The sequence below is a fragment of the Robinsoniella peoriensis genome (assembly GCF_000797495.1).
GTDB classification, from domain to species: Bacteria; Bacillota; Clostridia; order Lachnospirales; family Lachnospiraceae; genus Robinsoniella; species Robinsoniella peoriensis.
Genome location: NZ_JTGN01000020.1, coordinates 76753 through 98665 on the forward strand (window position 1 = coordinate 76753; position 21913 = coordinate 98665).

At 41.9% G+C, this 21913-nt stretch carries 17 protein-coding genes and 1 other RNA gene; 5 read left to right on the top strand and 13 right to left on the bottom strand.

Going from position 1 to position 21913, the window contains the following annotated elements:
• Window positions 1-75 precede the first annotated feature (75 nt).
• Window positions 76-756: a cysteine hydrolase family protein gene (locus QR40_RS27035; RefSeq protein ID WP_044297634.1), complete on the top strand. Its 681-nt coding sequence runs from the start codon at window positions 76-78 to the stop codon at window positions 754-756.
• Here QR40_RS27035 and QR40_RS27040 read toward each other — a convergent pair whose 3' ends face one another.
• The 6 genes from QR40_RS27040 to QR40_RS27065 form a co-directional block, all read right to left on the bottom strand.
• On the bottom strand, window positions 757-1926 hold the full coding sequence (locus QR40_RS27040; RefSeq protein ID WP_027295782.1) for an iron-containing alcohol dehydrogenase: 1170 nt from the start codon (window positions 1924-1926) through the stop codon (window positions 757-759).
• Window positions 1927-2118: 192 nt separating this feature from the next.
• Window positions 2119-3375: a glycosyltransferase family 2 protein gene (locus QR40_RS27045; protein ID WP_044297635.1), complete on the bottom strand. Its 1257-nt coding sequence runs from the start codon at window positions 3373-3375 to the stop codon at window positions 2119-2121.
• Window positions 3362-4069 carry a TVP38/TMEM64 family protein gene (locus QR40_RS27050; protein WP_044297636.1) on the bottom strand — a complete coding sequence of 236 codons (708 nt, stop codon included), beginning with the start codon at window positions 4067-4069 and terminating at the stop codon, window positions 3362-3364. The genes QR40_RS27045 and QR40_RS27050 overlap by 14 nt, the downstream gene beginning before the upstream one ends.
• 148 nt (window positions 4070-4217) lie before the next feature.
• Window positions 4218-5411: a HAMP domain-containing sensor histidine kinase gene (locus QR40_RS27055; protein ID WP_052431080.1), complete on the bottom strand. Its 1194-nt coding sequence runs from the start codon at window positions 5409-5411 to the stop codon at window positions 4218-4220.
• Entirely contained in the window at window positions 5399-6073 is a 675-nt protein-coding gene (locus tag QR40_RS27060) for a response regulator transcription factor (protein ID WP_027295780.1), read from the bottom strand. The genes QR40_RS27055 and QR40_RS27060 overlap by 13 nt, the downstream gene beginning before the upstream one ends.
• A 283-nt stretch (window positions 6074-6356) precedes the next feature.
• A complete protein-coding gene (locus tag QR40_RS27065; protein ID WP_044297637.1) occupies window positions 6357-8411 on the bottom strand; it encodes a TIM-barrel domain-containing protein in 2055 nt (684 codons plus the stop codon).
• A 171-nt stretch (window positions 8412-8582) separates the two neighbouring features.
• Here QR40_RS27065 and QR40_RS27070 point away from each other — a divergent pair, with 171 nt between their 5' ends.
• Window positions 8583-9464 carry an AraC family transcriptional regulator gene (locus tag QR40_RS27070; RefSeq protein WP_052377950.1) on the top strand — a complete coding sequence of 294 codons (882 nt, stop codon included), beginning with the start codon at window positions 8583-8585 and terminating at the stop codon, window positions 9462-9464.
• Window positions 9465-9542: 78 nt separating this feature from the next.
• Here QR40_RS27070 and ffs read toward each other — a convergent pair.
• Both ffs and tadA read right to left on the bottom strand, forming a co-directional pair.
• An RNA gene (gene ffs / locus QR40_RS30620) (signal recognition particle sRNA large type) lies at window positions 9543-9804 on the bottom strand.
• A 117-nt stretch (window positions 9805-9921) separates the two neighbouring features.
• Entirely contained in the window at window positions 9922-10431 is a 510-nt protein-coding gene (tadA, locus tag QR40_RS27075; protein WP_044297638.1) for a tRNA adenosine(34) deaminase TadA, read from the bottom strand.
• Between the two features lie 295 nt (window positions 10432-10726).
• Here tadA and QR40_RS27080 point away from each other — a divergent pair, with 295 nt between their 5' ends.
• Window positions 10727-11425 carry an anaerobic ribonucleoside-triphosphate reductase activating protein gene (locus tag QR40_RS27080; RefSeq protein ID WP_044297639.1) on the top strand — a complete coding sequence of 233 codons (699 nt, stop codon included), beginning with the start codon at window positions 10727-10729 and terminating at the stop codon, window positions 11423-11425.
• Between the two features lie 102 nt (window positions 11426-11527).
• Here the strand turns inward: QR40_RS27080 and QR40_RS27085 are convergent, their stop codons facing one another.
• The 5 genes from QR40_RS27085 to QR40_RS27105 all read right to left on the bottom strand — a co-directional run bounded on the left by QR40_RS27085 (window position 11528) and on the right by QR40_RS27105 (window position 18872).
• Window positions 11528-13126 (bottom strand): DUF6128 domain-containing protein, encoded by a 1599-nt coding sequence (locus tag QR40_RS27085; protein ID WP_044297640.1) that lies wholly within the window; start codon window positions 13124-13126, stop codon window positions 11528-11530.
• A gap of 88 nt (window positions 13127-13214) precedes the next feature.
• A complete protein-coding gene (locus QR40_RS27090; RefSeq protein ID WP_044297641.1) occupies window positions 13215-15446 on the bottom strand; it encodes a glycosyl hydrolase family 95 catalytic domain-containing protein in 2232 nt (743 codons plus the stop codon).
• Between the two features lie 197 nt (window positions 15447-15643).
• Complete coding sequence (locus QR40_RS27095) at window positions 15644-16462, bottom strand: carbohydrate ABC transporter permease (protein ID WP_044289622.1); 819 nt, start codon at window positions 16460-16462, stop codon at window positions 15644-15646.
• Window positions 16462-17340, bottom strand: coding sequence for a carbohydrate ABC transporter permease (locus QR40_RS27100; protein ID WP_027295772.1), 879 nt, complete (start codon window positions 17338-17340; stop codon window positions 16462-16464). The genes QR40_RS27095 and QR40_RS27100 overlap by 1 nt, the downstream gene beginning before the upstream one ends.
• A gap of 89 nt (window positions 17341-17429) precedes the next feature.
• Window positions 17430-18872: an ABC transporter substrate-binding protein gene (locus QR40_RS27105; protein WP_044297642.1), complete on the bottom strand. Its 1443-nt coding sequence runs from the start codon at window positions 18870-18872 to the stop codon at window positions 17430-17432.
• A gap of 213 nt (window positions 18873-19085) precedes the next feature.
• On the opposite strand from QR40_RS27105, the gene QR40_RS27110 reads away from it, so the two are divergent.
• Together QR40_RS27110 and QR40_RS27115 are read left to right on the top strand one after the other, a co-directional pair.
• Complete coding sequence (locus QR40_RS27110) at window positions 19086-20900, top strand: sensor histidine kinase (protein ID WP_044297643.1); 1815 nt, start codon at window positions 19086-19088, stop codon at window positions 20898-20900.
• Window positions 20901-21034: 134 nt separating this feature from the next.
• A complete protein-coding gene (locus tag QR40_RS27115; protein ID WP_027295769.1) occupies window positions 21035-21799 on the top strand; it encodes a response regulator transcription factor in 765 nt (254 codons plus the stop codon).
• The last annotated feature ends 114 nt before the right edge of the window (window positions 21800-21913 follow it).

Consider the following 21913-nt stretch of genomic DNA (forward strand, 5'->3'; position numbering starts at 1 on the left):
GCATAGGTCAACTTAGGGATATCTGATTCAAACTAATCAATCTATAAAATACATCCCCGGGAGGTATTATTCATCATGCAAAAACTAAAGTATATGTTCATCCATCTAATCAGCATAGCTGCATTTTTCACCCTTTGCATCATTACTCCATCCCTTGTAGCCTATTTTTTCCTGCTGCTGCTTCTTGTTCGGATCGTCATTTTCCTGATCCCTTCCAACGGGGAACGAATCCGTTTCCGGACGGAGTCGAAACGAGCGCTTCTGGTAATTGATCTGCAGGAAGGATTATGCGGGCAGCGAGGCTCCTATTCCAATAAAGAACCTTTTTTGAAAGCGGTAAATGACACCATTGAAAAAGCCAGAGCAGATGGGGATATGGTCATCTATGTAAGACAGGTATTTTCATCCCTGGACAACATTTTTGGCTGCCTGGCAATGGGTGGAAGGCTATCAGGCTGGGATCATGGCAGTGATTTTGTAGCAGGATTAAATATCATCAGTGACAATCAGTTTATTAAGCACCAGCAGGATGCGTTTTCCTGTAAAGCACTTTCCCGGCTTCTCGCGGAAAGTGAAATAAACACCTTGACCATTGTAGGACTGGATGCTTCTTCCTGCGTATATAAGACAGCAATCAGCGCTCTGAGACGGGGTTACATTGTAAATTTAAATTCAAAAGCCCTCCTGTCAAAAAGTAAGAGCGTAATGAATAAAATGCTGGATACTTTTCGCCAGAAAGGCATGTATGTTTACTAATTATTTATAGGAATCTTCTAAAATTTTAACTACATCTGCATCACTCAGTTGAACCGGATCACCTGCATAGAGTCCCCCCATGGTGGCTCTTGCATTATCCGCATATTTTTTCAGTTCTTCTTTCTTCATACCATGACTGCTCATTTTTATATCGTCAACTCCGCAGATCTTTTGCAGTTCTGTCAGGGCATCCACAAAATCCATTGCCGTCTTTGCATCTGATTTTCCAAGGGCTTTTGCCATCTGAACCATACGTTCCTCACACTGGTTTGTATTTGCAAAATGTGAATAATATGCTTTACTAATTGCAATTAAGGCTTCGCCGTGTACAAAATCCGGATGATATGCGCTGATGGCATGGGCTATGCTGTGTTCTGACGTACAGGAAGAAGTGGATTCTACCATTCCTGCAAGGGTATTGGCAAGTGCCACATCTGCTCTGGCGTCCATGTTATCGCCTTCGGCTACTGCCTTGTGAAGGCTTTTGCCAATCAGCTCAATCGCTTTTAATGCAAACATATCACTCATTACATAAGCACTATTATTTAAATACCCCTCTGTACTGTGAAACAGAGCATCAAATCCCTGATATGCCGTCAGGCGTGACGGAACCGTTGTCATCAGTTCCGGGTCTACAATGGCTAACATGGGGAATGTCTTATCATATCCGAAACCGATTTTTTCATTTGTCTCTGTCTTCGTAGTAACCGTCCATGGGTCTGCCTCTGTTCCCGTTCCGGCAGTTGTGGTAATTGCAATGATCGGAAGCGGATTATTCGGTACCGGCAGTCCCTTTCCACTGCCGCCCGATACATAATCCCAGTAATCCCCATCATTTGCAGCCATTACTGCTATCGCCTTAGCCGCATCAATACTGCTACCGCCGCCAAGTCCCACTACAAAATCAATCCCGTTCTCTTTGCAGACAGCAGCTCCTTCCATAACATGGTCTTTTATTGGGTTAGGCAGAATCTTGTCAAACAGGAGATGGGATACCCCTGCTTTCTCCAATTGTTTCTGTACTTTTTCAAGATAACCGTATTTTTTTACGGAGGTTCCTCCTGTTGTAACGATAAGTGCTTTCTTTCCCGGCATTTCCTGCTTGTGCAGATCGTTTAATGATCCTTTGCCAAATAAGATTCTGGTTGGAATGTAATAATTAAAATCCATATTGTATCCCCTTTCTATTTTACGTACAGCAGTACATCAGACTTTCGTCCGTTTGGCATCCTCACCTGTATGTACCAGCCTGTTCGTCGATAAAGAAAGTATAAGTCTTAAAGCTAACTTGAAGTCAAGCACTTTTTTCGGATCCTTCTGATCCTTCCTTTCTGTTCCTTCCGGGAAGGTCAGTACTGCCGGCTACACCTTTGACCGAACCTCATCCAGTGTCTTAGACACACCATGGTGAATCGGCTTCCATTCCACCTTTTTAAACAATGCTACGATGGAAATTGGTATATATGTAATCATAAACAGCGGAAATGTAAATATATATCCGATTTTCTTATAAGCAGGTGCATGAATCTGCCTCCATTCTGTGACAACCGTAAGCGCTCCCATTGCCAGCATCATAAGATACCCATTTACCAGAAACTCTCCTACGGACTGCAGTAATACCAGAATATCTGCATCTTTGTAAACGAGACTGACAATGAAACCAGCCGTATTCAATATGCAGCTGAGCACTGTTAAAATAATTGCCGGCATGATTGACATAACCATGTCGTAACAGGAAAAGCTTCCTTTTTCGAAAATATTTCGGATCAGCCTGCCGCCGTAATTAGCAAATACCTGCATATTTCCCTTTGCCCAGCGCAGCCGCTGATTCCATGACTGGCGAAAGGAAACCGGCTGCTCATCATACAGAACAGCATCCGGACAATAAGCGATGCGCTCACCCTGTAAAATACTATCCACTGTAAATTCAATATCTTCTGTCAGAAGGAAATGATTCCAACCCTGATTTTTTCTGACTATGTCGCTGTGAATCAAAAAACCGGTACCTGAAACTGCACAGCTGCTTCCCATTGCCATCCTTGCCTGATTTAAATACCTGGACTCTCTTAAAAACCACAGGGAGTAACCTGCCGAAATCCAGTTATCCCCAAAGTTTTTGGAATTGCGGTAACTTGTTATAATGCGGTGCCCATCAGAAAATGTACGGTTCATATTCTCTATGTAATATTCATCCAGCAGATTATCTGCATCAAAGATGAAATAACCGTCATATTTCTTATCAAGACCGGCTGCCTTGATATTCTGAAACAAAAAGCGCAGCGCATATCCTTTTCCTACCTGTCTCGTATTAAAACGTTCCCATACACAGGCATGATTGGCTCTTGCAATTTCAGCAGTCCTGTCCGAACAATTATCTGCTACTACATAAATATCTACGTACTTAGTCGGATAACTCTGATTCCGTATGCTTTTTATCAGCTGTGCTATTACAGACTCTTCATTTCTGGCGGATATCAGTACTGCATACATATGGTAATTCACTTTACCGGATGTCTTCGGTTTTTTAATCAGTGCTGCTGCCACATAGAAAAGCTGGTAAGAATAACAGCAGATAAACACCATAGCAATCAGATAATTTACATATTTAATCATTTCCATAACTTTTTCCTCCTTCTTTTGCAGCACCACGTACCGTTATAACCCGATATACCAGTAAGCCAATTATGCTGACAATGATTGTGACAGCAAATACAAGAATAGCAAATTGGTAATTCTGTACTCCCAATGCATCTCCTCCCACCGTAGATGTTATGATTGATGGAATTCTCGCTATCCCTGTTATTAAAATCCAGGTTGATAATCTCATTGTTGTAAGCCCGATAACATAGGTCATAAGGTCTTTTGGTGTCCCCGGAATCAAAAACAGTATAAAGGTCAGTGTATTCAGTTTCTTTTGATTCTGCATAATTTTAAGTGACTGGATCTTTTCTCTTGGGTAAAATACTTCTACCGCTTTCACTCCAAAATACCTGACAAAATAGAATACAACAATGCTCCCGATTAATGCCCCGATCAGGCAAAGCGCTGTCCCTTCAAATATCCCGAAGGCATAACCCGCCCCGATTTCAAGGGGTTCTCCGGGTATGATAGCTATTATAATCTGCATTGCCATCATTGCACTGAATGCAACTCGCCCCCAAATACCATGCCCATTAACCCACGCACGAAACTTTTCCGGCTGTGAAACAAATTCCAGCATTGGCCTCCCCACAAACCAAAAAACGGCTGCACTCATGAGTATAAAAATAGTAACGCATGCGATACTAATTATCTTTTTCCGTTTTAATGTCATAAAAAACTCTCCTTATCCGCCCCGGAAGTTTTCCTTCCTTAACTTTTAAGAAGAGTATAAATTACAATATTCAACAAATTATCAACTGCAACCGATAATTTTCTATAGAATTTCTTACATTATTCTTAACACACTCAAGTGCTTCGCTTTACAGCAACATTTTAAAATTAGCCTGCACAAGCCCGCCTCCATTGTGGCCATTAGCACAAAATATGGAACCTCCATGTTTTTCACTGAGAATCTTACAGATATTCAGCCCCAAACCAAAATGAGAATCGTAGACATTTTCTTTTTCTTTATAAAAGGGCTTCACTGCCTGTTCTAAGGCCTCTCTGGTAAATCCTTTTCCATCATCACCGACCGCTACGGAAAAATACTCACCATATGCAAATAGCTGCACATCCAATTCTCTTTTCGCGTATCGTACACCATTAGAGATGAGATTTTCAAAAACCTGCAGTACTAATTCCCGGTCCACTGATATTTTAGAACATTTAAAATGCGTAGTAAATTTCAGCTGCATGCCTTTTTCCCTGCAAAGTATATCGGCACAGTCTCTGATCTGCTCTGCAAATTCCTCACAATTTATTACACTAGTCTTAATATCAACATCCTCCAGCTTTTGCAGTGCATGCATACTGGAAACATAATTCTCAAGCCTGGTCACATGTGCAGACATGGTCTGTACGGTTCCAATCAGCTTTTCCTTGGAAACTTTATCATCTGGAAGATATTTGGAAAGCATGTCCACATATCCACGCAATACCGTGAGCGGCGTCCGCAAATCATGGGAAAATGCTGCATTCAGACGCTTTCTCTCTTCCATCGCCCGCCACATCTCGCGGTTATTTTGGTCTAGGGAAGATCTCATTTGTTCGAAATTACGGCACAGCCTCCCCATTTCATTGTTGCAGTTATAATAAATGTGAAAATCCAGATCCTGCTGCCCGATCTTACTTGCCGCCTCCTCCAGCAGCGTAATTGGTGTCTTTAGTTTATTACGGTAAAACAGCAAACCGGCCATTATAACGATAACTAAAAAGCTCAGTATCAAAGAGATACCGCCTCCAATATTACAGATACGTATCATTCTGGCTTCCCGGGGAGTATACTCATAATATTTTCCTTCCTTTGTATGAACCCCATAGCTCGTTGAATATTCTAACTGTTCCTTATCCGGTATTTTCCGATAGATGATGTTTTTTTCCGTATTGGTAAATACCGCCTGAATTGATATGCTGCAAAACAATGCAATCAGGGTAAAAACAACCATATAAAGCATGAAGGATTGTTTCAGGGACAGGTCTCTCAAGGAAATGCTTTTTTTCTCTACCTGCTCCATTTATAACCAACCCCCCAGACCGTTTCAATGAAAGGTTTACAGCCTATGGCTGCCATCTTAGATCGTATCCGCCTCACATGTTCTGCCACTACACTGCTGTCTCCCTGCCCGTCAAATCCCCATATTTTCTCATAAATGCGCTCTTTATCAAATATTTGCCCGGAATTCTGGGATAAAAATTCGATAATCTCAAATTCTTTTTTTACAAATCCCATTGCCTCCCCTTTATAATAAGCACACTTTTCGGTATAATCGATTGTAAAATCCTGATCGAATTTAACTCTTGAAGAACATCCATGGCGCTGCTCCCTTCTCAGATGTGCCTCAACTCTCGCCCCCAGTTCATCAATGCTAAAAGGCTTTACTATATAATCATCGCCCCCGGCACGAAAGCCTTTGATTTTATCTCCATCTTCTATTTTCGCCGTCAGAAATAAAATGGGGCAGGATACAAAATCCCGGATGCTTCTGCAGACGGTAAGTCCGTCCATATCCGGCATATTTACATCCAGCAAGATCAAATCCGGTCCCCTCTCTGCTTTTTGCAGCGCTTCCATTCCGCTGAACGCAGTCATTACCTGGTAACCGTTAAATTCAAAATAATCACCCAGCATATTCACAATATCTATTTCATCATCCACAATTAAGATTGTATGTTCCATATCTGCATTACCTCCTTATCAGGTATAGTGTAATGCATGTTTATCAAAATTTCATCAACTATTTGATCAAAACGGTCATTTTCCAGACATGCCCAATACCTATATACCAACAAAAACAGCTGGTACACAAAGTGATTCATGTACCAGCTATCGTTTAAATTTTATCTTAATCTTCTTTTTTATGTATATGCTAAGCGTATATTTTGGTTTATATGCTGAGCGTATATCTTTGTTTAAATGCTATACGTATAACTTTCTTTAAATGCTATGCGCATATCTTCTTTTATATGCTGAGCGTATATCTTCGTTCAATTATTCCCTCAGCCGTAACTGTACCATCCTGACTTACGGTAATCGTAGTGTAATGATCACTATTTTCATAATCTTTGCCATATCCATCATCATCGTAAAGCTCATAGACTGCCTTATCCTCTACATATCCAAGCAGCTCCAGACTGCCAAAATCAACTTCCGCAACGCTCTGTCCTCCTGATGACATTGGGATCACGTGGTTTGGACGGATAAAGATAACAGTCTCATCCAGATCTATGTCAACATAGTGGTGTCCCTGATCCAGATGCTCTACTGATCTCTCGGTAAGGCTCTTCATCTTCACCATTTTCATCTTCTCCGGCAGATATACATATCGTCCTTTTGCATTCTGTTCGTAAACCGGAGCAGTCATTAATCCGTCTCCAATTAAAAGCTGGTCTTCTACTCTAGCTGCAAAATCATCTTCCGGATAATCAAATGCCAACGGTCTGAAATACATTTCATCCTTTAACGCCGCTTTCATATACTCACTGTAAATGTATGGCAGCAGACCATAGCGGATGCCGATAATATTCTTGAATGCATCAATATTTTCAAACCGGTATACTTCCTGGCGTCTTGTACCCATAGCAGAATGATTGCGGAACAATGGCGTAAAGATACCAAATTCCAGCCATCTCATCATTAAATCTTCTGTTGTATCAGCTCCAAATCCTCCGATATCTGCACCGGTATAAAGTATACCAACCATATTTAGAGACGGCATCATCCGGATATTCAATAACAGATGGGACCACCAGGAAAGGTTATCTCCAGTCCATATGCCGCCGTAGCGGTGCATTCCCACATAAGAAGATCTGGAAAACATCAGAATTCGCTTGTCCGGCTCCATTTCCTCAAATGCTTCACCCGCTGCTCTGGTCATATTGTATCCAAACAGGTTATGCACTTTGTCATGACGGACTGTCTCTCCATGGAACTTGTGATAAAATCGTTTGTAATCATCCGGATTATTGGAAATGCCTCCTACCAGACTGTTAAATTTATAATACAGATCCAGATCTATATTCTTCCCTTTGAAATCTTCTAGCTGCTCAAAGACTTCATCCAGATGTTTTTCCGAATAGAATATAGCCGGTTCGTTCATATCATTCCAGAAACCTTCAATTCCCTGATCTAAGAGTACTTTGTATTTCTGTCCAAACCATTTTCTGGCATCCGGATTCAGCATATCCGGAAAATGCACTTTTCCGGGCCATACAGCAGCCACGAAATCGGTACCGTCTTCTTCTTTACAGAAATATCCCTTTTCTACGCCTTCTTCATAGACATCATAGCCTTCTTCAATTTTCACCCCTGCATCGATAATCGGCACAAGATGAATATTCTGCTCTTTCAGTTCTTCCACGAATTTGGGAAACTCTGGAAATGCCTTTTCATTAATTGTGAAATCCTTGTATCGTTCCATATAATCTATATCCATATAGACGCTGTCCAGAGGAATTCCGGCATCACGGTGCTCTTTTACAACCTCCCGGATTTCATCCTCATCCATATAACTCCACCGGCTCTGTCCATAGCCAAATGCCCATTTAGGAGCTATATAACTCCTGCCAATCATGCGGCGGAATTGTTTCACAATATCCTTGATACTTTCCCCTTCGATTATATACAGATCCAGTCCATCTTCTGCCGGAATAATGCTCACATCATTACTGCTTGTATATCCCAGATCGAAAGTCAGCATTCCGGGATAATCAAAAAATAGTCCGAATCTCTCTTTTCCTTCTATAATGATAAAGTTATGTGCTGCGTACAGGGAATTCTTTTCTTCTCTGTGGTTTGGATCATCGCTGCAATTACTGATATAACGCCATCCTCTTTTATTAATTCCCCTTACATTTTCACCCAGTCCATAAATTCTTGTATTATCGTCCATCTTATAGGTAAAGGCTAACTGGTCAGCGCCAACGCCCATAAAGGGTACCTCACCGGTTTCCTTTTCAATTTTATGTACTACTGCATCTGTCTCCATCGGATTTCCGAAGGTGTATTTACGAATCATATGCTTCTCCTTTCAAACTTTCCTGCCCTATACATGCATTATTTATTTACTTTCATGCTGAAATCTTTTATGTTATTATAGTATGGAGGCTATATTAAAACAAACATAATACCACCATCTTCTAACACAATCCTGCTAAATTAAGAATATTTAAATAGGAACGGAGTTTATATGGACAATTACTTATATCTTCATGAATGCACCCGCCATGGAACCTATTTTATGCCCTTTGCCTTCTACCGATGCAGCATACCGGACACTTTCACCGTATTGGCAACCCACTGGCATGAAGAAATGGAAATCGCAATGATCCGGGAAGGCACATGCTTCTATAATATTGATTTAAATACCTATGAAGTACATAAAGGCGACCTGATTCTGATACCACCACAGGTTCTACACGGTGTGTCACAGACAGAACGCGCGGATTCTATGGTTTCTGACAGCATCGTATTCAGTTTTTATATGCTGGGATGTCAGTATCCTGATTTTTGCACCACAAAATATCTGCAGCCCCTTGCCGGCCAGAAATGGACCCACCCCTTAATTATAAGCCCCCGGGACAGTAATTACCGGGAGTTGGCTGAATCCTTTTGGAAAATACAAAACTGCTATTTACAAAAAGAGCAGGCTTACGAACTGAATCTTAAGTCCCTGCTGTTTCACTTTTTTTATCTCCTCTTCCAGGATTCCGCCGTATCCTGCGATTTTACACCGGATAATACCGAAATTACTGAGAAAATAAAAATAGTACTCCTATATATGCAGGAGCACTATCAAAATCATATCTCGGTATCTGAGCTAGCTGGTTTATGCCATTTCAGTGATTACCATTTTATGCGTTTTTTTAAAAAGCACGTAAATATGACCTGTGTGGAATATTTAAATTATTATCGGCTTACCAGAACCCTGGGGCAGTTGGCTGGTTCAGAAATGCCGGTCACAGACATTGCTTTCGGAAATGGATTTAATAATATTTCTTATTTTAACCGGCAGTTTCGAAAGTATTTTGGAATGACTCCCAAAGAATACCGGGCTTTGCAAAAAAAATAGTGCAAGTATTCTTTGATTTCTCAAAAGAATTGCTTACACTTCCTCTCCTTTGCAGGAGTATCTATCTTTTATTTCAATCCGTGCACCGCACTTTGAATTCCTACCACGAACGTTACCTCTACAGTTAACTCAATTCAGGCTGCCTCACGGCACACAGAAGGTTCTACTTAGTGCTGCTCCATTCCTGACCTGACACGATTCATAGATTCCTGTTGCGCGAGACCCAAACGTCAACGCCACTTATAGAGGGCAGCTTCGCAATAAAAAACCCTCGGATTGGTATCACCCCTACTGTAGCGGATTGTAGGTACAGGGCACCGCTAACTCCCCGGCTGCACGGAAATTTTATGACAATTTAAATGCGTGTTACATACGCAGTATTTACTATAACTTGTTTTTGCCAATTTGTCAATTAGAACCGCACGCTTTATTGCGATATTTTTCAATTTAATTTTCTTTATTTTTCTTTTTCATTATTGCTTTTTTGTTTTTCAAGCTTTTTCTTTTCCCTTAATTCACGGAAAAAGGTGCTTAGCATCAGGCTGCACTCCTCATCCAGGATTCCCCTGGTAACTGCTGCCTGGTGATTAAATTCTTCCATTTCCAGCAGGTTTAATACAGAACCGGCACACCCTGCTTTTCCATTCATGCTTCCAATCACAACTTCGGATACTCTTGCCTGGATAATCGCCCCGGAACACATCTGACAGGGTTCCAGGGTAATATACATCGTACATCCTTCCAGCCTCCAGTCCCCCAGTTTTTTACTTGCTTTCCTGATCGCAATCAATTCTGCATGGGAAAGGGTATTCTTATCCGTATTTCTCCGGTTATAACCCCTTGCAATGATTCTGCCTTCATATACGATCACACATCCGATCGGCACCTCATCGATAGCATACGCCTTTTTCGCCTGACGGATAGCTTCCCGCATATACTTCTCATGTATCTTTGTATTTTCTTCCATTATCTTACTCTCTTCTTTATTATAATAATAATGCACACTTCATGTAGTGGTATTTCCTGGGTTTATTATAGCCTTTTAAGGATTAGAACGCAAGTAGCAGGTATTTCTAAATACCATTAGGTTGAACTTCCACCCCCTTCTCTTTCCGCGCACTACGTCTATCTACAAAGCGTCCCTTTCTGAACAAAACCCAAATTTATATGCATTTTATATGGAATCTGCTATAATAATACCAGTACAAATAACCTTAAAGCACACCAAACGATTACGATAACACAAAAATAGGAGGCTCTACATGAAAATACATGGCTTTAACAAATTAACTCTTTTAGACTATCCCGGACATCTGGGCGCTACACTTTTTCTTGGTGGCTGTAATTTCCGCTGCCCTTTCTGCCAAAATGCAGGCCTCGTTCTTAATCCGGAGGCGGAGCCTTTTATCGAGGATACGGAAGTACTCGCCTACCTGAAGAAACGCCAGGGAATTCTGGAGGGCGTCTGCGTAACCGGCGGAGAACCTACACTTTTTAAAGATCTCCCCCTGTTCATAGAAAATTTAAAAGCACTGGGATATCTCGTGAAATTAGATACCAACGGCAGCCATCCGGAGATGATACGCAGCCTGTTTGAATCCGGATTGATTGATTACGTGGCTATGGATATCAAATCTTCCCCTGAAAATTACGATAAGGTGATTGGATGCCGCAATTTCTCCATGGATGCGATTATGGAATCTGCAACTTATTTAATGAACTGCGGCGTGGATTATGAATTTCGCACCACGGTAGTTAAGGAACTGCATTCAGAAAGTGATTTCTACCGGATTGGGGAATGGCTTCACGGATGCCGACAATATTTTTTACAAGCCTACAAAGATTCTGAAAACGTAATACAGGCAGGATTTCACAGTTATAGCCGTGAGGAGCTGGAAGTGTTTGTTCAGATTTTAAAAGAACAGGGCATTGATGCAGGTATCCGTGGCATTGATGTCTGACACCTTTTTATATGGGGCTCTCGACAGTTAAAATAAAGACATATCCTTGCCCACAAAAAAGAGGAAGTGCTTCTAAAAAAGCACCTCCTCATAAATACACCTTTATCGCACAGGTCTCAGCCAATATCCAAAGTTTTCCTGCTTGCCTGGCCTTGCTTCTTTAAAATTCATGAAGCCGAACATATTCGCCATAAACCGTTCCTGATTTTCATAAAGCCCCGGAACCCCCAGGACATATCCGCCTTCCCGAAGCCTTCCCAGCAGCAGATGCTGATAATTGTAATAGCTCTGCAAGAGGAAATTATTGCGGGCAAATCTCTGGTCATCCCTTCTAAGGAACATGATATCCTTTGGTGCAATCTGTATACATTCCACAATTTCATCATCGGTAAATGGTTCCATAGCAGGGTAATGACACTGGAAATGCTCCCATTTCCGATCCAGACCGCTGTTGCCACAATTCATATTACATCTTCCATTCGCCGGCTGACGCCCGCGTGTCTGTGTCATATGTACCTGGCTACCGGTATTTGGCTGTCCATTATTTCTGACATTGTTTCTGGCATAGGCTGTAGAATTATTCCGGGAACCTGCACCGGTTACGGCTCCGCCTGTATGAGGGCTGCTATTGTTTTGACCATAATTGTCTTCTGTATCAACTGCTTTGAGTTCACTCACATTTTTTACCGAATCATCTGGCCCAACTGCTTCAACGGATTCACTAAAGACTTCCTCCGATGCAGACTGCAATGACTCACCATCCAAATCTCCGCCGCTTAATTTATCTTTCCCTGCATCTATGGATGCTTCATGAACTTCCTGTGCCTGTGCCGCTTCTATGGATGCTTCATGAACTTCCTGCGCAGCTCCTATGGATGCTTCACGAACTTCTGACTCCGCTCCTATCGATGCTTCACGAACTTCTCCCTCCGCTGCTATCGATGCTTCACGAACTACTGCCCCTGCTGCTATCGATGCTTCACGAACTTCTGCTCCTGCTGCTATCGATGCTTCAGCCTGACGAGAATCTTCCGCTTCTTTTACTTCCCTGGCATCGGCAGTTTCCTGCAGCTGTTCCTGCACCGGCTCCACTGCAGCGGGGACGGCCGCCTCAGAATTCTCTTCCATTTGAAAGCCTGCATCAGCACTTACTTCCTCATTTTCTTCCAAAACAGCACTATTTTCAGCCTTACCAGCCTGCTTTTCCATGCTGTCCTTAAACTCCAGAACCTTCTCGCCCCTGGCAGCTTTTCCCGCCTCCGGTGTTTGTTTATTTCCCTCTGATGCCTTTTGCTTCATATGAACATTTTTGGCAAATCTCTTTAATTCATCTACATCTACGGGCTCATTATCCCATGCCGTTGCAAAAACACTGCCATTTTCCCCTTCCAGAAACATACCTGCGATCTGGTCCAGGGTATAATCTGAATTTCCAAAATTACGATGGGGGGTATTTCCTTTGAATTCTGCTATATTTCCGTTCACCCTGCATATGCCCAGGGGGATTACCCCCACATGGTTCTGGGTTCTTACAAAACCATCCACCTGAAGACTCGTCTCTTCTTTTGGTACTGACTGCAAATGCAATTGTATACGACAGATACCGTTTCTGGACTCTACCTTCACAAATCCCGCATTTTCTCCTTTTATACCATTGACATACTCATATATATAAGCTACAAAACGTCGATACTCAGCCAATTACTTCTCCCCTAAAATTTTCTTTAGAGTAATATATGCCTGACTGTCATTTTTCATGCCACAGGAAATGCAAAAAATGGAGAATCTGTTAATTATACTGTAATTCTCTGGTTATCCCGGCCTTTAAAGAGATTGTCTTCCTGCTGTCACCATACTGGACCGAAATCCGCCTGTTGTTTTTTGATCTGAGATATACTTTACAGCTGCTTTGATCCCAGCTTATTTCCACCGTAACACCGCCTCTGGCGCAAAGTCCTTTTACTTCTCCTTTATACCACTGCTCCGGCAGGCAGGGAAGAATTCGGATAACACCATTATGGCTCTGCATCAGCATCTCTGCGATACAGGAGGTCAGTCCCGTATTTCCATCCAGTTCATATACATTGTCAAAGGAACCCGCCCCTCTTGTAGGTGGGTGGATAATAAATCCGTTTGGCTCCAGCAGATTGGAAAGCATACTTTCTATATGACCATAGGCCTTCTTTGGATCCCGCAGCCTGGCCTCGTACAGCATCAGCATGGATCTTGCCCAACCGGTATCTTCCCAGTTTTCCTCCGGTGTAAGCTTTGCAGTAATAACGGCCTTCGCAGCTTTTGCCAGGTCTTCTTTTTCCGGTGTAATCTGGGCAAACGGAAACAGCCCCAATAAATGGCTGGTATGCCTGTGCTGGAGGTCCGCCGCGGGGAAATCGTGGTTCCACTCTGCAATCTGCCCGTCCGCCTTAATCCGATAGGGAAGTAAACGACCTGTTTTTTCAGCTATTTCCTTTGTTCGTTTTTTCTTTCGTCCAAGTACGCGGCAAGCTTTTAGGTAAATGTCGAATAACTCACGGATCATAATTATCTCATACGTGCATCCATTGCTCATCTGGTAAACCTTGCCGTCCACCAGAAAGCTATTCTCCGGGGAAATAGACGGGCCGCAGGTGAGGCATCCACTCTTTTCGTCTTCAAACAGATACTCACAGAAAAATGCTGCTGCTTCCTCAATCACCGGAAAAGCTTCCTTTTTCAGGAAGTCCTTATCCTGGCTGGTCAGAAAATGCTCCCACATCTGTGTAATTGTCCAAACACCGCCTGTTGGGCATGGAGAGAGCGGGGATGCCCAGTAAGGCGCAGCATACCCCCAGGAATTAGATACCAGCTCTCCTACCCAACCATTTAAGCCATAACTCTCTTTGGCTGCTATTCTTCCTGCAGGTATGAGATCCTCTCTGATCCAGCGAAACAGTGGAACTGCTGTTTCCGGCAGATTTGTTACTTCTGAGGGCCAGTAGTTCATCTGAGTATTGATATCCAGATGCATATCACAGGTCCATCCGATACGGCATGCCACATTATCATTCCATATCCCCTGTAAATGTGCAGGCAGCAGGGAGTCCTCTCTGGAACTGGAATAAAGCAGATACCTTCCCATCTGGAACATGCGGTTTACCAATGGCTGACCTTCGATTTCCAGATTAACTCTGGAATATAATTCTTCCATGTCTTTTTGATGAGATTCCAGAATTTCTTCAACCGCCAGTTCATCTACTTTGACAAAGGTACGGTTCATCTTCATTTGCAGCTGCAGAATTTGTCTTTCTTTCTCCAATGCTTCTTCTTTAAAATCCGTAATTGCGGTAATATAAACGGATGCCCTGGACGCCCTCTTTATTAAGACTCCATTTTCCTTCACCTCCGGAAAACCATCTGTATGAATGGATACTTTTCCGCATAATAATGTACCGGTTGTTCCGTCGCTATGCATCGTTTCAAGTGCCTCGCAAACAAAAAAAATTCCGCCTATATGATATTTTATATATTCCCCTTCCCGCATAGACTGAAAAGAAAATAAAAGATTCATATTATTTTTATCACTGACCGCTTCATATACTATGACATTATGTACATGAGATGCAAAAGCCTGCCGGGATACCTGTTTTCCATTTTGCGTATACTTTGAAGTCACAATACCGTTTTCCAAATCCAGGCTTCGCTCATAACCGGCGGCCTCCCCCATCTCATCCACCCGTTCAATCAATAACTGTCCTACCGGAAGATTTGTTCCATAATTTCCACGTTTTCCGTAAAACTCACGGGAAGTCTCTAAAGCCGCCGCATAATCTCCTGCCGCAGTCTGCTCACGCATCTTATAAAATGCCGCATTTGCTCCGGTCTGATTATCTTCCACGCATTTATTGCCACTGAAAAACGTATTTTCTGACAAATCCAGCCGGTCCGTTTTGATACCTCCGTATACCATGGCTCCCATGTGCCCATTTCCGATAGCAAATGCTTCTCCGAACCTGGAAGCTTCCTTATTCAATGTGATCTTCATAAATTGACTCCTTTATCCAGTGCATGTCCGAATCCATATTCTCCAAACAGGCTCTGATACTCTGCTTATTTTTTGTGTTTCTATCATAACGTAAATTTCATCTGATTTCCATAGTTTTATGGACAAATGGACATTTACAGCGAAAAGCTCTCACTTTACGGTGCAAATGTCCACGTATGATAATTTTTGTTTACAAACTACTCTTTTACTGCGCCGGATGTCATTCCGCCTACAATGTATTTCTGTCCAATCAGGTAAACAATTACAACCGGAAGGCAGGTCAATACAATATCTGCAAATATATAGTTCCAATAGTTCTTATTTTTACCAAAGAACTGGTATACTGCAATGTTCATTGGGAACATGGAACTTTTGTTAGATAAATATAACGGTGTCAGGAAATCACTCCAAACTCCCATGAACTGCAGGATAAAACAGGTAACCAGCGTTGGTTTTAACATGGGTACAATAATTTTGAAAAACATGGAGATGGGTCCCGCTCCATCGATAACAGCTGCTTCATCCAATTCTACCGGAAGTGACAGCACGAAGTTTCGTATGGTGAAGATACAAAACGGTATCATCGCACTGGTAAATGCAATAATAATTCCAAATTTCGTATTTGCAAGTCCGGCAACAGTCAGCACTTTGACCAGAGTTACATAGTTCACCGGGAAGAATAATCCACATAATACGAAATAATACAGGAAGTTATTCACCTTTGTACGTTTTCTGCACATTACGAATGCCGCCATGGCACAGCTGATTACTCCAATGAGGGTTGCCACTACTGCATAGGTTACACTGTTGGCAAAACCCTGGACTAATTTACCTTTTTCAATTACTTCGGTATAATTGTTAAAAAACCATTTTGTAGGAAGGGCAAGACTCATTCTTGCTGCTTCATTCTTGCTTTTAAAAGAGTTGATGACTACCATATAAAAAGGAGCGACTACAATGATACTCATAATGATACAGACGATTTGTTTGGCAATATTGCGCACGTTCTTTTTCATTATTGCTGCACCTCCTGTTTACTCATGACTTTTACGACTACCACACCGATAATTGCGGTTATCACTAGGAGAATCGTATTAAGTGCCGTAGACATTCCATATTGTCCATTGGAATAGAGCTGATAGGAATATGTGGTAATAACTTCTGTTGCATGTCCCGGACCGCCGTTTGTCAGCACATAGACAATATCAAATACCTTCAGTCCGTATGTAAGGCCAAATACCAGATTAATCATAATTGCACCGCGCAGCATGGGCAGGGTAATGTTTTTCACTCTCTGCCAGAAATTCGCACCGTCAATCTGAGCCGCTTCATAGTAGGATTTTGGTATGGTATTAAGCCCTGCCAGGAAGATGGTCATTACATATCCGATACCTCTCCAGGCATCCACACCATAGATGGATTTCCACACAACACCCAGGTCAGAGAGCCATTTCTGCTTCAGGAACCCCAAATGTACCATGTCCAGGAAGCTGTTTAAAAGTCCTGTATTATAGTTTAAAATCGATTTAAATGTTAAGCCTATGATCAAGAATGGTAAAACGGATGGCAGGTATAAAAGTGTACGGTAAACATTTTTGCCTTTCAGACCTTCCTGCAGCATAATTGCGATTAAGAGTGCAGGAATCAGTTTTAAAACATTCGATATTATCGTAAATTTAAGAGTGTTGAAAATGCCGGATGCATAATCTTTGTTAGATGTAAAAATCTCGATATAATTCTGTAAACCAACAAACTTTGTATCTCCCAGACTCCTTGAATTCCAGTCGGTAAATGAATAAAATATACCGAGTATACTGGGAGTCAGGAAAAATAAAATATATAATGCCAATGGGACAAACAGGAACCATTGCGGATAGATTTTCTTTTTATTCATTTTACTTCACCACTTTCTTTTGATAGAGAGTGCCGGGAGGTTTCTTTCTGCTCCCGGCACCAAAAGTTCAGCCTATAATCAATTGTCCCTTATTTCCATGCAGGATCATTTGCAACTTTCGCTGCTTCTGCCCTGTTGTTATCCATATTTTTCAATACATCGTTTGCTTCCATCTGTCCGGTGCAGTATGCAACCATATCCTGTCCAAACTGCATCCAGTAATCATTTGTATACTTTGTACCGTTCTGAAGTACCGGTGTTTTCATCTGCTCATCCGTAAGAGTCTTCATAAATTCTTCTTCTTCCGGTAACCAGTGCTGCTGTAGCTTATCATCGTTTACATCCAGGTTGGTGTAAGAAGGTGAATTATCAAGTATTTCCTGTAAGCTTTCTGTTGTCGTTACAAAGCTAAAGAATTCTTTTACCAGCTCCGGATGAGTGGTTCCTTTATAGCCGAACATGGTAGGGCCTGCAGGACTTGTAGGGAAGTAAGTGTTATCTCCCAATGGTTCTAAGAATAACCCAAATTCATCTGTAGTCTCTGTTTCATCCTGGATCTGTTTGATGAAGGAAGAATTGGCAATTGCCATAGCACAATTTCTGTCTGCGAACTCATTTACCATATTGGTACTGTCTGTTCCGATCCAGTCTTCCCCAAGATATCCTTTATCAGCCAGTTCTTTGTATTGCTCTAATACTTTTATCATCAACTGGTTATCTGCAAATGTTGCTTCGTTATTATTCAGCTTGTCATATAATCCAGGCTGATCTGCTTCGTATGCTCCGCCGATCTGGAAAAATGCCAGTGGATGCTGCCATCCGTCTGCTCCCGGCTCAAACCATGGTGTGATGCCTTCTGCTGAAAGCTTCTCACAGACTTTTAACATTTCATCATAGGTCTTCGGTGCTTCTAATCCTAATTCGCCAAATAACGTTTTATTATAAACCATTACATATTCCGGTGAGTTATGCCAGATCTGTAAGCCATACAGTTTGCCGTCGTATTCACATGCGGAAAGTCTGTTTTCCGGCATTACACTCTTCCAGGATGCATCTGAAAAGTCAATACAGTATTTTTCAGGATCTACAATCTGAGATGCAATCGCAAATGGATTTGACTGAATCCAGAATATATCTGCACAGGAATCTGTAGTTAATTTGGACTGTAGCAAATCGCCGTACTGGTCAGCCGGAATTGTCTGTAAATCAACCGTTACTCCATAAGTCTCTTCGAAACGGGCAATGGTTTCATCATAACGGTTATCCATCCAGCCTGCGGATACCAGAATACTGAGCTCTTCTCCTGCAAAGTCTGTATTCGCTGCTGTAGTTTCCCCTTCTGCCTTCGTTTCTGCTGCTTCCTCTGTATCTGCAGCACTTCCTGCTTCGCTTCCATCTGTCTTAGCTGCTTGTGTTTCTTTTGTTGTACTGGTTGCTGCTGTGGTTTCTGTCTTGTCGCCTGATCCGCATCCGGCTGCCATTGTTATTACCATTGCTGCACAAAGTAAAGCGCTAATTACTTTTTTCTTCATGTTTTGTTACCTCCCTTTTTTTCATACCGATTGTTCCGCGTTTTGTTTATCTGATGAACTAATTGTACTTTTTTTCTGACGAAAAGTCCATGCACTATTCCCAACAGAATTTGGACTTTTTTCACACTTTGCCCACAAACAGTAAAATTCCTTCTTTCTTTTTGGTGATTTTTGTTATAATATAGAAAGACAAGTAAATGGGGGATTAAAAATATGAAGAAAAACCACCAAATAAAACTGCAGACAAAGTTCTTTTTAGCGTATCTTGGTCTTGCACTATTAGTTGTAATTGCCTTTTCCATCTTCTTTTACCGTTACACTTCTAACATTTTAATTGAAAGAGAAACGAAGGCTGCAGCCGATATGAATTTATCCTTTTTACAGCAGACAGAACAGATCCTGCAGGATATGGATTCTGTTTCCATTAATATTGGTTACAGTAACCTGGTAAAAGACCGTCTGGCAGAAGCCAACGACCTGCGGGTCTCCTCAGATGATTTCATGGCTCTGGCAGATCTGTTTGTAACCATTAACGGAGCAGACCTGAAAGTGGACCAGATTAACCTCTATGATTTTTCCGGCTCCGTTGTACAGGTTGGAATTAAAAATAATAGTAAAAAAATGGATATGGATACACTTCCCTGGCTGACACAGACGAAGGAGTTAGGAGGCAAGAAACTTCTAAGCCTTCCATATGCCACCACAGAGATTACCAGCAACTCCAATACCAGCCGCACACCGGTCTGGTATATGTCTTTATACCGTGTATTCCACAACCGATACAAGAAGCAGGTGGGTGCTATTGAAACTGTAAAAAAATGCAGTACTATTTTTAAATATATAACCTCCTACCAGCAGAAAAATGCAGATGCCCCCAGTGTTTACATCTATGATAAAAACGGAACCCTTGTATTCCCTTACAAATTGGAAGAATCCGAACAAAAATCCCTGCCGGATTATTTCAGCTCCATAGATTCCACGCTGGGACACGCTTCCTTTTTTAATGATGATTCCCGTACCACGGAAATACTGGTTTCCACTTCCTCCTCCTATACGGGCTGGACCTACGTAACCGTTCAGCCCCAGAATCACATTCTACAGCCTGTCAGAAACCTGATCCACGTTCTGGGACTTGGGGTTGCCGCTATGCTGGCATGCTCCGTATTTATCTCCTGGTACCTGTCAAGGAGCCTGACAAAGCCAATCAAGCAGCTTCGCAATATCATTAAAAAAACGGCATTGGATACCCTGGGCCAGCAAAAGAAAGAGCCCCTGGATGCTTCCTTTGATGAACTGGAAGAGTTAAACCAGGCATTTTTAAGCATGAGCAGTAACCTAAAGACCTCCATGGATGAATTGATTGATACCAGACAGCAGGAAATAAAATCCCGCAGCCTGGCACTCCAGTCCCAGATTAACCCGCATTTTTACTATAATACCCTCTCAGGCATAATTGTACTGGCGGAAAACAACCAATCTGATGAGGTGGTAAAAATGTGCCGTAACCTCACTAAAATCATGCGTTATATTACAAAAGGGGATTCTTCTTCAGTCACCCTGGGAGAAGAAACCGAATATATACAGGAATACCTTTACTGTATGAAAGTCCGTTACCAGTCCAGCCTGAATTATGAGATTCACGTAGATGAATCGCTGCTTTCCCTTAAGATACCCAAACTGTCCATCCAGCCCTTAGTGGAAAATGCACTGAAATATGGCACCAATTGTGAACCTCCCTGGAGTCTCACAATCCAAAGCAGGATCACAGAAGATAGCTGGCAGATTGATATCATCGATTCCGGTACCGGATTCACCGAAGAATCCATACAGCTGATTCATTCCAGGATTGAAGCTGCAGCCGCCAAGCCAGGTATGCCGGAAATAGAAATAAATGGTATGGGGATGTTAAATGTCTATTTACGATGGAAACTTTTCTGCGGAGATGATATAATCTTTGAATATGGTAATACAAAGGACGGACATGGGATTGTATCCATTGGTAGAAAAACGAGCCGGGAGCACGTTTAAATTTTTATTCCAGTGATACAAATCCGAACCTGTTTATCACACATTGCGGAGGATAATAAGTTTAAAAGTTCCTTTCAAACTACTTATGAATGCAATATCGCAGGCGGAACCTGCGATATGCGGGAGGTATAATCATGGCAATTTCCAACTATACAGTCGTCGTTGCGGAAGACGAAGAATTGTTATTAGAGAATTTGATTCGTAAGATCGAGAATACCGGTTTGGGTTTTAAAGTAACCGGGAAAGCACAGACAGGAACACAGGCTTATGAGCTTATAAAAGAACTGGAACCGGATCTGGTAATTACAGATATTAAAATGCCGCTGATGAACGGAATACAGCTTCTTGAAAAAGTACATGCACGCCTGCCTTTAACCAGATTCATTATTACCAGCGGATTTTCTGACTTTGAATACGCCAAGCGTGCAATACAGCTTCAGGTATCGGAATATCTGCTAAAACCAATAGATCCGGAGGAATTATATGCCGCTCTACAGGGCATACGAAATGATTTTGAAATACAGCGCAATGAATATGCCGATATCTTTAATCCGGAAATGACCCGGAACACACCGGAGCAGATCGCAAAGGTCCTCAAAGAATATATAATTCATAACTATAATGTAGATATCAATCTAAACATCATTGCCAGCAATATGAACTACAGTTCCAGTTATCTGACGAAAATCTTCTGCCAGAAATATGATATGACTCCCTCTAAGTACATAACCTCTCTGCGTATTACGCAGGCAAAGCAATATCTTCTGCACAAACCTGAGCTGTCCATCAGGCAGATTGGGGAAATAGTAGGGTATCACGACCAGGCATATTTCAGCAGGATTTTTAAGAAACAGACCGGGATGAGTCCGTTTGATTATCGGGAGAAGCCGGTGGAGTAATTTTTTTAATAGAATAACCGGGAATCGATAGAGCGACATGTCTTCCACCTACTTTAAGAATAAAGGTGGTGATTTTTTGAGTACATATGAAGAGTTCATGATCATTATATCAAT